Origin of the sequence: Nonomuraea sp. 3N208, assembly GCF_052245935.1 — a bacterium.
Classification (GTDB): Bacteria; Actinomycetota; Actinomycetes; order Streptosporangiales; family Streptosporangiaceae; genus Nonomuraea.
Genome location: NZ_JBQQBR010000007.1, coordinates 37,288 through 50,722 on the forward strand (window position 1 = coordinate 37,288; position 13,435 = coordinate 50,722).

The following is a 13,435-nucleotide window of genomic DNA, read 5'->3' on the forward strand; positions in this document are numbered from 1 at the left end:
GGTCGTGGCCGACATCTCCTGGGTACGCTCCGGACCGGCCGCCGAGCCGGTCCGCAGGGACCCCGCCAACCTGGCCGACATCCTGGAACGCGTCCTCGACAAGGGAATCGTGGTCGTCGGTGACGTCCGGGTGAACCTGCTGGACATCGAGCTGCTCACCATCAAGATCCGCCTCCTGGTCGCCTCGGTGGACCGGGCGAAGGAGCTGGGCATCGACTGGTGGGAACACGACCCGTCGCTGTCCTCCCGCGCCCGCGGGGACGTGCTGGCGGAAAACCGCGCGCTGCGAGCTCGGCTCGCCGAGCTGGAGCGGACGCCGGGGAGGGATCCGCATGACTGACACCGCCGTCTACCTGTACGCCGTCACCAACGCACGCCATCCGGTGGCCGGGGAGGTCGCCGGCGTGTCCGGCAGCCCGGTTCGCATGGTCTCGCACTCGGGGCTCGCGGCGGTCGTCAGCACGGTGCCGCTGTCGGAGTACGGCGAGCAGGCGCTGCGCGAGAACCTCGAGGACCTGGGGTGGCTGGAGTCGGTCGCCCGTACGCACCACGCGGTGGTGCGCACGGTCGCCGAGCTCGGCCCCACCGCGCCCGTCCGGCTGGCCACGGTCTTCCATGACGACGGCCGGGTCAGGGAGTTGCTGGAGGAGCGGCGAGCCGGCATCAAACATGCCCTGTCGAGGGTGACGGGCCGCTCGGAGTGGGGCATCAAGGTGTACGGCACCGCCCCCACCGGCTCACCCGCCAACGACCACCAGGCCAGCCCATCGCCGCCGACCGTGCCCGAGGCCGCGTTCTCCCGCGCGCAACGGCCCGGCCCTGGTGTGGCGTACCTGCGGCGGCGCAGCGCTCAGCGCCGCCAGCGCGAGGACGTCACCCAGGCGCTGGCGGGCCGGGCCGAGCAAGTGCACGCGCGGCTGGCGCCGCACGCGATCGCCAGCCACCGGCATCGTCTCCAGGATCGGCGGCTGTCGGGGCACGACGGCGTGATGGTTCTCAATGCGGCGTACCTGATCGAGGACCCCCACGCCTTCACGGAGGCCGCGGCCGATGTGGCCGCCCAGTGGGGCGACGTGCGCATCGAAGTGACCGGCCCATGGCCCGCCTACTCCTTCACCACGATCGAGGAGCGAGCGCCGGAAACCACCACCGCACAGGAGCGGAAATGACCGCGGAGCTCGTCCAGCGGGAGGTCGCCCTGGTGGATCTGCTCGACCGGCTCCTGGCCGGCGGCGTCGTGCTGAGCGGCGACCTGGTGATCTCCATCGCCGAGGTCGACCTGGTCCGCGTGTCCCTGCGCGCCCTGATCACCTCAGTCCGTGGGGATCCGCCATGACCCGCCGCCTGGAAACCGACCCCGACCAGGTCGAACACGACCTCGTCTGCCTGGTGCTGACGCTGGTCGAGCTGATCCGCCAGCTCATGGAACGTCAGGCCCTGCGCCGCGTCGACGAGGGCGACCTCACCGACGCGCAGACCGAGGCGCTCGGCCTCGCCCTCATGCGCCTCGACCAGGCCATGACCGACCTCAAGGACCGCTTCGGCATCACGGACGACGAGCTCAACCTGGATCTCGGCCCACTCGGCAACCTGCTCCCGGTCGAGCCCCGTTCATAGAGCACCGCCGGGCGCATGGGGGCACGCCCGGCGGGGACATGATGTCGAGCTCAGGTGAAGTTCACGTCACTGCAGATGTAGTACGTCTGGTCCATGTGCGAGGCCTTCCAGATCGTGTAGATCACGTGGCGGCCAGTACGCGATCCCTTGCTCAGGCTGGAGATCACGTAGTTCTCGCTGGGCGCGTACCTGGGAGTCTCGCGGACCAGCTCCAGGTGGTTCCAGCCCAGAGGCGTGGTCGTGGCGTCGTAGCCCTGGTGGGTGATGTAGACCCTGATGTAGTCGGCACCGTGTCTGGCCTGGTCGTGCAGGCGGATGTCGAATGTGCTGCCGAGGTTCGTCATCGTCCATGGGCCGGGCGTGTCCATGGAACGGTAGCGGGCGGCTTCGGCGAGGCCGCCGCTGCACAGCTGGCCGTTGGGGATGGCCGCCTGGTGGTTCCCGCCGACTTCGTTCCGGTAGAGCCCGTTCCAGTTCCACATCGCGTTCGGGTTGTCCTGCCACGCCTGCCAGCACATCGGGTCCCGCTGCTGCATGGTCGGGTTCTGGAAGTCACTGCCCCAGCGCAGCCAGCAGCCGTAGTTGCGGGAGGCCGGGTCGACGACGGACCCGTGGGCCGAGGCGGTCTGGGCGAGCGGGACAGTGAAGATCATCGCCATGGACATGAGCAGAGCCAGGGCGCGCAGCGCCCAACGCTTGAGTGCGACTTGGGGCATCGTGCGGTCTCCATGTTCCGGTCGGGGGTTCCGGTTACTGGGAGCGCTCCCATTACGCGACGGTATCTGACCGCGCCGACCCGGCCAAGTGATGACCGCTTGTCAATGTTCCGCACGTCCGTGGCACGCCTGGTCAATGCCTGAATGAGCAGCGGAAAGGGATTTCCGGAGCGGCACCATAACGGGTGAAAGTTTCAATTGAACGCGGAAAGTAACAGTGGAACAACTTAAAGTGATGGAATTAGGGGAAGTAGCATGTGAGCGAGGGCAAGGCTCCCGATACTGAGTGGATGACCGCAATGGCAACGATCGAGCCGACCAGCACGGGGCGCACGGTTCTTCCCGGCAACCCGCCGTACACGGTCGACGACCTGCTCAAGTTCCCCAACGACGGGAACCGCTACGAGCTCTTCAACGGGAGCCTATTCGTGAGCCCTTCCCCCACTCGGCTGCACCAGCGCGTGATCTACCGGCTGCAGCGAATTCTCGACGATGCCATGTCGCTCGAGTTGGAGCCCGTGTCGACGGTGAACCTGCGGGTTTCCGACAAGGACCTCTATATCCCCGATCTCGTCGTCTTGCCTGAGGATGTGCCGGAGAGCGATGGGCTCATGTTCTCGCCTCGCGACATCCTGCTCGCCGTAGAGGTGGGTAGCCCGAGTACCAGGGCGCGGGACGAGGGTCTCAAGGCCGTTGCGTACGCAAGGGCTGGCATCCCCATCTACTGGCGGATCGAGCCGGATGAAGGACCGACCCTCTACGTCTACGAGCTCAACGGCGACCACTACGACCCGCCGACGGCCTACAAGGCCGGCACCGTCGCAAACCTAACGGCACCCTTCCCTGTCAGTTTCGACCCTGCCGACCTTCTTCTACGCCGATGACCTGGACCCCGGCCCTGCCGGCCCCCTCCTGCTGGGAGGGCCGAGGTCCAGGAGCCTCACCCCCGATCGCGCGGCGTCTTGGCGGCCAGGGACGTGTAGATGGTGACCTCGTCGGGTTGAATGAGGCCGTCCTGGATGGCGCAGATCAGGAGTTTCTCCTTGGTGGGGGCGGGGCGGCCGGCCGCCGCGTACTTGACGCGGGCCCGGTCGATGTACTGGCGCACCGTCCGCTCCTTGATCCCCATCCGCGCCGCCACCGACGCCTTGGACATCGACTGGAACCAGAACAGCAGCGCCGCCCGCTCCTTGTCCGACAGCTGCGGGCGGTGCGGCCGCTCGTCCGTCGCGATCGCCTGCGCCATGGGAGGCGTCACGCTGGGCCGGTCGACGGCCACCTCCAGGATGGTCTGGACGCAGGTTTCGCGCGTGGCCCGGCCTTTGCCGATGAACGCCGACGCGCCCGCGTCCAGCACGGCACGCACGATCTCCGGCTCCTCGTGCTCTGAGAAGACGATGACCCGCTGCCCGCCCTGACACAGCTCGCCGACCCGGTCGATGACCATGGAGCCGTTGAGGTTGAGGTCGAGCAGCAGCACGTCGGCCTCGGAGCCGAGGACCGATTCGATGGTGGGCCCCTGTGCCACCAGCTCCACCGGGCTCGGCGCGAGCTCCGGCGGCCCGGAGCTCGCGAACCAGGACCGCACCCCGTCGACCACGACCTGGTGGTCCTCCACCAGGGCGACCGTCACGGGCCTTGCCAGATGCTGTTGACCCATACCTCCCCTCCCTGCCGCTGATAGGTGACCACGACTCCGCTCGGCTCGTGGACGGGTGCGGCGCTGATGGGCAGGTCGTCGTTGTCGGCCACGACGGCCACGCTCACCATGGTGGACATCGCGGACACGGTGACGCGCGCCCGCGACCTGGCGCCGTCGAGCGCCCGGATGGGCGCCCTGAGAAGATCCTCCCGCACCCCGTCGGGAAGGCCGGGCAGGTAGTCGCCGAACGGCGGAGCCGTCACCATGACCTTGCGCCGCTCGGCCGCCTCGATGCGCTCGCGCAGCGCGGAGACCAGCTCGTCGGGTACGTCCTCCCGTTCCGTGATGAGCCGGCGCAGCCGCATGGCCCCGGCCGTGCAGTCCTCGCGCACTCGCGGGTCGCCGGGGTCGGCGCCGTCGCCGAGCTGCTGGAGCAGTGACTCGGCCACGTCCCGGATGGCGGCGTACCTGCGCAGCCGGTCAGCGTGGATGCGCTGGGCGGACTCGCGCAGGACGTCGTCGGCGGCGAGCCGGCGGGCCAGCACGACGGCGTCCTCGGCGCGGGCCAGCAGCATGCGGCAGCCCCACGCGTAGCCGAGCTGCATGGTGACCCCGCCGGCGATGACCACCAGGTATTTGGAGATGGACACGCGGTCGAGCGTCCCGGTCAGGATCATGGCTGCCAGCATGATGCCGGCGTTGGCGGCGAGGAATGCGATCAGCTCGGCCCGCCAGCGGGGCCGCCCCCACACCAGCATGACGGCGATCCACCCGACGGAGCCCCACGCCCAGTCGCTGATGCCGAGCAGCTCCTCTGGGCGGAGCGAAAGGATCACCACGACGTCGATGGCCAGCGTGGCGAGGGCGAGCTCGCGGATCCTGGCAGGACCGCGCGAGGTGCCCGTCAGTGACCGCAAGGCGACCACGAAGATCGCGGAGTAGGCGGTCCAGGCCACCAATGCCAGCCAGGGCCACCGGAAGGCGGACCAGCCGGTGATCGTGACGGTGAGGTCGTATCCGATGTGCCACACGAGCGCGATGACCGCGGCGCCGAGTGCGGTGAAGCGGGCGTACCGCTGCGCCACCTGCTCGATCTCTTCCGTCATGGCCGCCACCACAGGCTCACGCGGGTGCCCTGCGCGCTGGAGGAGATCTCGGCGCCGCCGTTCGGCAGGGAGCGCATCATGTCGAGGATCGATCCGCGTACGCCGAACCGGTCGGCCGGCAACTGGTCCTGGTCGAATCCGCGGCCCGCGTCGGCGACCTCCACCAGGATCTCGCCGTCACGCCTGCGGGAGACCAGCTCGGCCTCGCGTACGCCGGCGTGCAGGGCGATGTTCGCCAGGGCCTCGGTGACGGCGCGGGCGAAGCGCTCGGCGACGTTGCCCGGCACCGTCTCGGGCGTGAGATCCCTATGCACCTCCAGGCCCGTGGCCCGCCCGGCGACCTCGTCCAGCAGGATGTCCAGGGCGATGGGGACCGAGTCGGCGCGCGGGGTGTCCCGCAGCTTCTCCAGCGCCGCCAGGTCGGTCCTGACCTGGGCTTTCAGCGTGGGCGACGGCTCGTCGTAGGTGCCCAGGCCGACCATCGTGAGCGTGTGCAGCGCGGTCTCGTGGATGCTGCCGACCTGCTTCAACTCGTCCTCGCGGCGCAGCCGCTCCACCATGCGCGAGATCTCGGCGCGTACGTTCCGCTCCAGGAAGGCGTCGGTCGCGGCGGCCGAGCGGCGCAGCAGGGTCATCAGCATCACGATGGCGAGCAACTGCACGAGGTGGATCCCCAGGGTGCCGGCCACGTCGTGGGAGGGGGAGGCGATGCGGACGCCCGCCGCGAACGCCCCCGCGACGACCAGCCCCACGGGGACGACCACCTTGGGCTTCCAGGTGACCCCGGCGATGACGATGGTCATCGTGACTGCTCCCGCGACCCAGCTCGACCCCGTGACGAGCGCCTCGCCGGCGACGAGATGACGTTGCGCGAAGCACAGTGCGACCGTGATGACCACATCACCGGCCACCAGCCAGTGGGGCAGCGGCGCTCTGCGCCACCACACGCGCACGAACAGGGCCGTCCACACCAGGTGGATCGCCAGCATGGGCGCCAGCCACGACAAGGAGACCGGGGGGACGGCGCCGAACGCCGCCGAGATGACCGCCACCGCACCCACTGCGCTGCGCGCGCCGGCACCGGTGCGCGCGGTGGCCTTCTCCAATTGCCTGGTCGCCGAGTCGTACCTCGTGGAACCGGGGTGAGCCATGGGCCGTCCGCACGCGCTGGGAGCACAAGACGGGTCTCACGATAACGCAGCGCAGAGTGGGCAAAAAGAAACGGGATTGGGTTTCCCTCGTGAATCCGAATGGTCGTGCCGCAGTTGTGACGGCGGATGAGGTCATGGGTCGCATGGCTCTTTTCCTAGGCCCGGTTTTCCTGCGGTGTGCACCGCCCTTCCACACCCTGGTACGCCGTCCCGGGGGCGGCACGACGGCTGATCGGCCGTCATGGCGCGCTACGACGGCCGATCGGCCGTCAGCCGTTTCGCCGCGCATGGGCGTCTACTAGGCGCGGGCCGCGACAACCGCGGTGGGAGGGGACCCATGACCTTCTTCGTGATCTCGTTTCTGGTCGGCTGCCTGTCCGTGATGACCGTCCGCGGCAAGCGCGGCAAATGGCCGCCCGGCATGCCGGTGACGCGGCCGCGCCTGGTGGCGGTGGGCGCGAGCTCCGGCACGTACGAGGGCACGCACGGCCGGGCGTCGGACGCGTACGTCGTGCAGGAGTGACGCCACGGTCATCGTCGCGAACGTGGCGCTCTGAGTACGGGCTGCTCAGCGCACGGCTCTCGCACTCGGTGACATCCCGGGCGGCCATCATCACGGAAAACGTGAGCCCTACCCGGATCTCTCGCCGGCCGCGGATAACCTAGGATCCTGATCGTGAGCGCACCAAACGGGATCAATCCGAACATCCCCCACTCGGCCCGCGTCTACGACTACTGGCTGGGCGGCAAGGACAACTTCGAGGCCGATCGCCGAGTGGCCGAAGCGACCATGACCGCGGTGCCAGGGGTCCGCGAGAGCGCCAGGAACAACCGGGCCTTCCTCGGCCGGGCCGTGCGCCACCTCACGCAGCTCGGCATCCGGCAGTTCCTCGATCTCGGCACGGGCATCCCGACCCAGGGCAACGTGCATGAGATCGCGCAGGCCGAGGCGCCGGAGTCGCGAGTGGTGTACGTCGACAACGACCCCATCGTGATGGCCCACGCCCGGGCCCTGCTGACCGGCACGCCCGAGGGCAGGACCGCGTACATCGAGGCCGACGTCAAGAACCCGCGCGCCGTCCTCGACCACCCCGAGGTACGCGAGACGCTGGACTTCAGCCAGCCGATCGGGCTCGTGATCGTCGCGATCCTCATGCACATCTCGGATCAGGACGATCCGGCCGGCATCGTCAAGGCGTTCGCCGACGCCGTGCCCGCCGGCAGCTACCTGGTACTGAGCCACCTGACGCTCGACCTCGTGCCCCAGCAGACCGCCGACGACTACCTGGCGGCGACCCAGAGCCAGGCGATGCACCGCACGCCCCGCACCGGCGAGCAGATCGCTCGCTACTTCGACGGGTTCGACCTGATCGAGCCGGGTCTCGTCGGCGTCTCCCAGTGGCGCGACACCCCGCTCTTCCCCGACACGGCCACCTGGATGTACGGCGGAGTGGGCCGCAAGGGCTGACGCGCGCCGCGCCGTGGCGCTCTGCGCACACTGAATCCGTTTAAGGTTCAAGTTGTGATGCCAATCGGGGACGGGAACGGGGACGGCGGAGTGAGCACGACGGTCGGGACCGAGCAGGCCACGGCGGACGACTCGCCGGCGCCGAAACGCCGGCGACGCAGGCGGTGGCTGTCCTGGACGATCGTCGTCTTGCTGGGGTTGTGGGCGGCGATCAGGGTCGGCGGCCTGGAGCAGGGCTCGTTCGACACGCAGCTGATGACCGTGACGCCGTACGGCGCGGTGCTGGCGGCGCTGACCGCGCTCCTGCTGATCAGGCGTAACCGGCCGGCCGCGATCGTGGCCGTGCTCGCGTGCGTGGTCATGGCCGCCTGCGTGGCGCCACGGCTGACCGGCGCGGAGCAGCCCGCGGCGAACGGGGCACCCCTGCGGGTGCTGACGGTCAACCTGTTCGGCCGGGGCGACGCCCAGACCGTGGCCGACCTGGTACGGCGGTACGACGTCGACGTCTTCACCGCCCTGGAGCTGACCCCGGACGCGGTCGAGCGGCTGGACGCGGCCGGACTGAAGCAGCTGCTGCCGCACCGGGTGCTGCAGGCCGAGTTCGGCGCGACCGGCAGCGGCATCTACGCCAAACATCCGGTGAGCGAGCTGACGGGACTGTTCACCCCGATCGGGCACAACATGCCCGCCGCCACCATGGCGATGCCCGGCGGGAGCACGGTCGAGATCGTGGCCATCCACCCCAACCCGCCGCTGGGCCGCATGGAGGAGGAGTGGAACGCCGCGTTGGGTGCCCTGCCGCCGGCTTCGGACGGGGCGGGATCGGTGATCCGGGTGCTGGCCGGCGACTTCAACGCCAGCCTCGACCACCGCGCCTTCCGCGACCTGCTGAGCCGCGGTTACGTGGACGCGGCCGACCAGGTGGGCAAGGGTCTGGTCCCGACGTGGCCGAACCTCCGCGCGATGCCGCCCATCATCTCCATCGACCACGTCGTGGCCGACCGGCGGGTGAGCGTGCGCCGGGTCGAGGTCGCGGACGTGCCCCGCACCGATCACCGCGGGGTCTTCGCCGAGCTCCGCCTCCCGTAGTCCACTGTCAACCATTCGAATATTGGATCGTCTCCTCTTGCCGGGCACACGGGGCCGTGCACGCGGCGGCGTGACCCAACGTCCTGATCAAGTGGAACCATGCCCTGCTCAGAGCGGTCCGTACGGGCTCGCTCGGCCCGCCGCAGGCGGCCAGGACCCTCGCCATCGTCCACACCTGCGCCTACGACTCCTGGGCGGCCTATGACGCGGTGGCCGTCGGCACCCGCCTGGGCGGGTCGCTGCGGCGTCCGCCTGCGGAGCGCACGGAGGCGAACAAGGCCGAGGCCGTCAGCTTCGCCGCCTGCCAGGCGGCGCTGGACCACCGGCACGCCGAGGGCCCCAACCAGCTCGGCGGCTACGCCGACACCACCGGCCGCGCTGACCGACCGGCAGAAGGCGATCTCCGAGTACTGGGCCGACGGGCCCAGCAGCGAGACGCCGCCCGGGCAATGGTGCCTGCTCGCGCAGGGCGTCTCCGCACGTTCACCGCGATCCGGTTCCTCTACCGGGGGCAGCAGATCCCGACCTGGACGGGCGGGTGATCGACGGGTCGACGTGGGTGCCGTACCAGCGGCCGACGTTCCCGACGCCACCGTTCGCCGAGTACGTCTCGGGGCACAGCACGTTCAGCACGGCGTCCGCCGAGGTGCTCAAGCGTTTCACCGGCGGTGACACGTTTGGCGGCCAAGCGATGATCACGGCGGGATCTTCACAGGTCGCAGGAGCGCGCTGGCCGGGCGGTCGGCGGCGCGGCCTGGGAGCGGGCCACGTCCTACTGGACGGGACGCGGCTAGTCTCCTACATGGCGGCGCCCGCTCTCCTGCGCGAGAGCGGGCGCCCTTTTGCGCGGCTGGGAAAAGTGGTCAGGCCACGTTCTCCTCGGCGGCGCGCTCCAGCGTCCTGAGATCGAACGCGCCCGACTTGACCGCCGTGGTGAACGCCTCCCAGTCGAGGCGAGGGACCTCGAACACCACGCCGGGGTTGTCGACGTGGACGAGCTCCACGTGGTCGTTGATCCGCTTGGCCGCGACGCGGCCGACGTCATGAGTCATCGGAATTCCTCCGTGATACTCCGGCCTTCAGGCCGGAGAGGAAAGGGACTCCCGCGTAGCGGGGCAGGGAAGGCCGTCTCGCCGGCCAGGCGAAACGGCGTCCAGGTATGCCGTGCCACCCCGCAGCCAGAAGCACGCGGGATGGCACGGGGTGCGGTCTCACGACCGCCTACGCCGCCTGCGCGGGTGACGCCCGCCGCGTCAGGTGAGGCGTGGCGGGTCTCCTCTCGACCATGTTGGGCACTCCGCTGCCCGAAGGCGTCCGCGTCCCGTTTCGTCCCTGCTCCGGGGGTGTCTGCTGACGCGGGTTCCAGGGTCCGCCGCTGAGGAAGCAGGGCGGAGTGGATCTGCTGACGTGTGTCCAACGTAGCCACCAAGGTCACCTCCCTCTAGGTGGTGGCTGGGTCTGGTCACTCCGGCCACCCCGAATCAATCGGGTCAGGCCCTGGCTTGCGGAACCAGGGAGCGAGTGACTCCTTCCGTGGTTCCTCCCCGGCCATCCGTTTGCGGGAGGACCGGGGCGGATGCAGGTAGCCTGCCATCCCTTCGGGACACCGGCCACCGGTTCCGGTCGGAGAGCAGGTGACAAAATCCCAACGCGGGCGTCGAATCTCGTTCCCTCGGTACAAGAATCCCCGCCGGACGGCGGCCGGGTCTGCGGAGGTCGCGGGCCCGAACAACGGGTGGCAGGCCGAGTTGGGCTACAGCCGGACGTACTGAGCAGACTCTTATCCGGCGCCGGCCCTTTCCCCGGGATATGGGGCCGGTCACGCGAATCGAGGTGATGAAAAGGCGGGTGCCGGGACGAAGAATTCCCTATTCTCTGCACGAATTTGCCAGATCTCCGCTGCCGAATTCTCATGGAGCCTTACATCATGCGCCGTGCAGTCGCGCCCGTCCTCATGACACTCGCCGCCCTTACCGCCTGCGGCACGCAGGAGAACGCCGCCGCACCGCCCTCCTCCACACCGAGCCGGAGCGATCAGGAGGCGCTGACCGACGTGGCAGCGGTCGCGCGGATTCTCGACACCCAGCTCACCAAGCACAAGAGCCTCAAGATAGCCGTGTCGGTGACCGGCGACGAATCCGCCGTCAAAGCCGACGTGATCGTGAGCCTGCGCGGAAAGGGTGCCGACGTGGACATGACGTCCGAGGACCCGGCATCTCCTGGGCAGAAGACCCGTGTCATCGAGAGCGGAGATTCCACGTACGTGGCGGTGACCGACGATCTCGCCGACATGGCCGAAGGCAAGGCGTGGCTGAGGTTCGGCGAGAAGCAGAAGGGCATGCTCGCCCTCCTCGCACCGGGCGCGGCCGGCAGCGCCGTTGCCGACCTCAACCTCGCCAGGAACGCCGGCCTCTACACCTCCGGCACGCTCTCGTCCGCCCAGGACCCGCTCGGCACGCGTTATACCATCACCTACGATTTCGCCGGGGCACTGAAAAAGTTCGGCGCCAAGAAATACGTGGAGCTGAACTTCGACCAGTCGCTGGCGGCCGTCAAAGCCGCGCTCCCCGAAAACGGCCTGAAGAAGGTGATGAAGGGCGTCAGCGGCCTCGGCGATGCATACAACGCCCGCCTGGGCGCGCAATTGATGAAGGCGGCGAAGGGCGTCACCGCGACCTACGACCTTTGGGTGAACGGTAACGGCCTGCCCGCCAAGCTGGTCATGAACGTGCCGCTCGAAGGGGCCGCGGTCAAGACCGAGATGGCCTTCTCCTCGTGGGGCCAGGCCGAAGTGACCGTTCCCGCCAAGGAGGAGACGGCGGCCGTGCCGAGCCTCTGACGAGCGGGATCAGCGGGCCAGGACGGCGAAGCGGTAGGCGGTCGCCTTCAGGGGGTGGCCGCGTTCCATGGCCTCGTGCAGGGCGCGGAGGCGGCCCTCGTACGCGTCGGCGGTGAAGTCTGGCACCTGCCATGACACCACCCGCAGGAACAGCACAAGTGCGCCGATGTCGTGGAATGTGGTGGTGAAGCGCGCCTCCTGGCTCCAGGTGACGTCCAGGCCGGCGGTCGCGGTGGCGAGGTCCCAGGCGCGGTTCTGGTGAGGTGGGGCGTCCAGCGTCTCGTTGATCTCTTCGAGGTCGCGGCCGGCGACCTGCTGGGTGACGAACGTGCCGCCGTCGGCCAAGAGACGGCGGATCTCGCGCGGCTCGTACGCCTCGTGACGGTTGATGATCAGGTCGAACGAGCCGTCAGGGAACGGCTCGGAGGTCTCCGCCACCTCGACGCCCAGCGGCTCCAGGCGGCGGCGGGCGACCGGAACGTTCGGCGCGTAGCCTTCGGTGGCCACGGCGCGGGGCGGGAGTGGGGCGAGGGAAGCCAGGAGCTCGCCGCCTCCGGTGCCGAGGTCGAGCAGCGCCGTCGCCCTTGGGAGCCGGTCGCGGACCAGCTGCTCGTAGTCCCAGGGCAGCGTGCCGTCGTAGGTGACGCGGCCGCGGAGCACGCCGAAGTCCCAGCCCTCGAAGGGTGTGGTGATCGCCTCGTGGATCAGCTCGTCATAGCTCATGGCTCATGATCATGCCCTGGGGCGAGGCCGGCGTGCCGGTCATTTTCCGGCCGGGGAGCGGGGCGGGGTGCTTCCACGGAGGACTACGGAGGCGGGGAGGCGGACGTCGCCGGTGTCGTTCGACAGCGCGAGCCGCATTGCGGCCAGGCCCGCCTCCCGGAGCGGCACCGCCACGGACGTCAGCGCGGGCACCACGTCCACCGCCGACCCTATGTCGTCGAAACCCGCCACCCCGATGTCCGCCCCGGCCACCACCCCGGCGTCACGGAAGGCCGTCATGGCGCCGATGGCCATGACGTCGTTGACCGCGAACACCGCCTCCACGTCCTCGAACCCCAGCCTCACCAGCCGGCGAGCGGCGTCGTAGCCGCCCGCCCGGGTGAAGCCGGTCTCGATCGCGATCGGGTCGGGGGCCCCGGCCGCCCGCAGGGCGGCCAGGAACCCGGCGTGGCGGTCGCTGGACGTGCGGATCTCGGCAGGTGCGTGGAAGACGGCGAAGCGCCGGTAGCCGGCGTCGAGCAGGGCCCGCGCGAGCCGTCCCGCACCGCCGTGGTTGTCGATGGTGACGGTGCTGAACGGCAGGTCCCGCTGGCTGATCATGACGACCCGCCCGCCGGCCGTCTGGTACTCCTCCAGCTCCTCCACGAGCGCGTCCCGCGTGCCCGTGCCCTCGATGCGGCTGCCGGCGACGATGATGACGCGGGGCCGCTGCCCGCGCAGCGTCCTGACGATCTCCAGCTCCCGCTCGGGCGACCCGTCCGCCACCGCCATGGTGACGATGAGCTGGGCGGGCTCCGCCGCCTGGGTGACCCCGGCGGCGATGGAGGAGAAGTAGGGGTCGGCCACGTCCCGGACCACCAGCGCGACGGTCCTGGTCGAGCCCTTGGCGATGGCCTGCGCCGACAGGTGGGGCTCGTAGCCGAGCTTGGCCGCCGCCGCCCGGACCCGGGTGGCGTTCTCCGATCTGACGTTGCGCACGCTGCCGTTGAGCGCGCGCGACGCCGTGGCGATGGAGACGCCGGCCTCCCTGGCGACGTCGTGCAGGGTTGGCGGGGAGTAAAGGGTCTTCGACCCGTCATCCATA

The 13,435-nt window shown here is 69.7% G+C and carries 17 protein-coding genes; 10 read left to right on the forward strand and 7 right to left on the reverse strand.

Features of this window, described 5'->3' with window-relative positions:
- Positions 1-4: 4 nt before the first annotated feature.
- The 4 genes from ACTWPT_RS12020 to ACTWPT_RS12035 are packed head-to-tail and all read left to right on the forward strand — an operon-like array spanning position 5 to position 1,617.
- The gene (locus ACTWPT_RS12020; RefSeq protein WP_443177388.1) at positions 5-340 is read left to right on the forward strand and encodes a gas vesicle protein; all 336 of its coding nucleotides are present in this window, start codon (positions 5-7) and stop codon (positions 338-340) included.
- Positions 333-1,169: a GvpL/GvpF family gas vesicle protein gene (locus ACTWPT_RS12025; RefSeq protein ID WP_443177389.1), complete on the forward strand. Its 837-nt coding sequence runs from the start codon at positions 333-335 to the stop codon at positions 1,167-1,169. Before ACTWPT_RS12020 ends, ACTWPT_RS12025 begins: the two co-directional genes overlap by 8 nt.
- Positions 1,166-1,336: a gas vesicle protein gene (locus tag ACTWPT_RS12030; RefSeq protein WP_443177390.1), complete on the forward strand. Its 171-nt coding sequence runs from the start codon at positions 1,166-1,168 to the stop codon at positions 1,334-1,336. The genes ACTWPT_RS12025 and ACTWPT_RS12030 overlap by 4 nt, the downstream gene beginning before the upstream one ends.
- Positions 1,333-1,617, forward strand: a complete 285-nt coding sequence (locus tag ACTWPT_RS12035) for a gas vesicle protein K (protein WP_443177391.1) — start codon at positions 1,333-1,335, stop codon at positions 1,615-1,617. The genes ACTWPT_RS12030 and ACTWPT_RS12035 overlap by 4 nt, the downstream gene beginning before the upstream one ends.
- A gap of 50 nt (positions 1,618-1,667) precedes the next feature.
- Here the strand turns inward: ACTWPT_RS12035 and ACTWPT_RS12040 are convergent, their stop codons facing one another.
- On the reverse strand, positions 1,668-2,333 hold the full coding sequence (locus tag ACTWPT_RS12040) for a lytic polysaccharide monooxygenase auxiliary activity family 9 protein (protein WP_443177392.1): 666 nt from the start codon (positions 2,331-2,333) through the stop codon (positions 1,668-1,670).
- Positions 2,334-2,590: 257 nt separating this feature from the next.
- On the opposite strand from ACTWPT_RS12040, the gene ACTWPT_RS12045 reads away from it, so the two are divergent.
- Complete coding sequence (locus ACTWPT_RS12045; RefSeq protein WP_443177393.1) at positions 2,591-3,217, forward strand: Uma2 family endonuclease; 627 nt, start codon at positions 2,591-2,593, stop codon at positions 3,215-3,217.
- A gap of 56 nt (positions 3,218-3,273) precedes the next feature.
- On the opposite strand, the gene ACTWPT_RS12050 is transcribed toward ACTWPT_RS12045, so the two are convergent.
- Genes ACTWPT_RS12050 through ACTWPT_RS12060 form a run of 3 tightly spaced genes read right to left on the reverse strand, consistent with a single transcriptional unit; the run spans position 3,274 to position 6,232 of the window.
- Entirely contained in the window at positions 3,274-3,993 is a 720-nt protein-coding gene (locus ACTWPT_RS12050; RefSeq protein WP_443177394.1) for a helix-turn-helix transcriptional regulator, read from the reverse strand.
- Positions 3,963-5,081, reverse strand: a complete 1,119-nt coding sequence (locus tag ACTWPT_RS12055; RefSeq protein WP_443177395.1) for a hypothetical protein — start codon at positions 5,079-5,081, stop codon at positions 3,963-3,965. Before ACTWPT_RS12055 ends, ACTWPT_RS12050 begins: the two co-directional genes overlap by 31 nt.
- The gene (locus ACTWPT_RS12060; RefSeq protein WP_443177396.1) at positions 5,078-6,232 is read right to left on the reverse strand and encodes a sensor histidine kinase; all 1,155 of its coding nucleotides are present in this window, start codon (positions 6,230-6,232) and stop codon (positions 5,078-5,080) included. The genes ACTWPT_RS12055 and ACTWPT_RS12060 overlap by 4 nt, the downstream gene beginning before the upstream one ends.
- Before the next feature lie 337 nt (positions 6,233-6,569).
- Here ACTWPT_RS12060 and ACTWPT_RS12065 point away from each other — a divergent pair, with 337 nt between their 5' ends.
- From ACTWPT_RS12065 to ACTWPT_RS12080, 4 genes are all read left to right on the forward strand, one after another.
- The gene (locus ACTWPT_RS12065; protein WP_443177397.1) at positions 6,570-6,755 is read left to right on the forward strand and encodes a hypothetical protein; all 186 of its coding nucleotides are present in this window, start codon (positions 6,570-6,572) and stop codon (positions 6,753-6,755) included.
- A gap of 153 nt (positions 6,756-6,908) precedes the next feature.
- A complete protein-coding gene (locus ACTWPT_RS12070; RefSeq protein WP_443177398.1) occupies positions 6,909-7,700 on the forward strand; it encodes an SAM-dependent methyltransferase in 792 nt (263 codons plus the stop codon).
- A gap of 57 nt (positions 7,701-7,757) precedes the next feature.
- Entirely contained in the window at positions 7,758-8,789 is a 1,032-nt protein-coding gene (locus tag ACTWPT_RS12075; protein ID WP_443177399.1) for an endonuclease/exonuclease/phosphatase family protein, read from the forward strand.
- A 164-nt stretch (positions 8,790-8,953) separates the two neighbouring features.
- Entirely contained in the window at positions 8,954-9,331 is a 378-nt protein-coding gene (locus ACTWPT_RS12080) for a DUF6851 domain-containing protein (protein ID WP_443177679.1), read from the forward strand.
- Between the two features lie 321 nt (positions 9,332-9,652).
- Here the strand turns inward: ACTWPT_RS12080 and ACTWPT_RS12085 are convergent, their stop codons facing one another.
- Positions 9,653-9,841, reverse strand: coding sequence for a hypothetical protein (locus ACTWPT_RS12085; RefSeq protein ID WP_443177400.1), 189 nt, complete (start codon positions 9,839-9,841; stop codon positions 9,653-9,655).
- Between the two features lie 875 nt (positions 9,842-10,716).
- Here ACTWPT_RS12085 and ACTWPT_RS12090 point away from each other — a divergent pair.
- On the forward strand, positions 10,717-11,628 hold the full coding sequence (locus ACTWPT_RS12090) for a hypothetical protein (protein ID WP_443177401.1): 912 nt from the start codon (positions 10,717-10,719) through the stop codon (positions 11,626-11,628).
- Between the two features lie 9 nt (positions 11,629-11,637).
- On the opposite strand, the gene ACTWPT_RS12095 is transcribed toward ACTWPT_RS12090, so the two are convergent.
- Together ACTWPT_RS12095 and ACTWPT_RS12100 are read right to left on the reverse strand one after the other, a co-directional pair.
- A complete protein-coding gene (locus ACTWPT_RS12095) occupies positions 11,638-12,351 on the reverse strand; it encodes a class I SAM-dependent methyltransferase (protein ID WP_443177402.1) in 714 nt (237 codons plus the stop codon).
- Positions 12,352-12,390: 39 nt separating this feature from the next.
- Positions 12,391-13,434 carry a LacI family DNA-binding transcriptional regulator gene (locus tag ACTWPT_RS12100; RefSeq protein ID WP_443177403.1) on the reverse strand — a complete coding sequence of 348 codons (1,044 nt, stop codon included), beginning with the start codon at positions 13,432-13,434 and terminating at the stop codon, positions 12,391-12,393.
- Position 13,435: the final 1 nt, after the last annotated feature.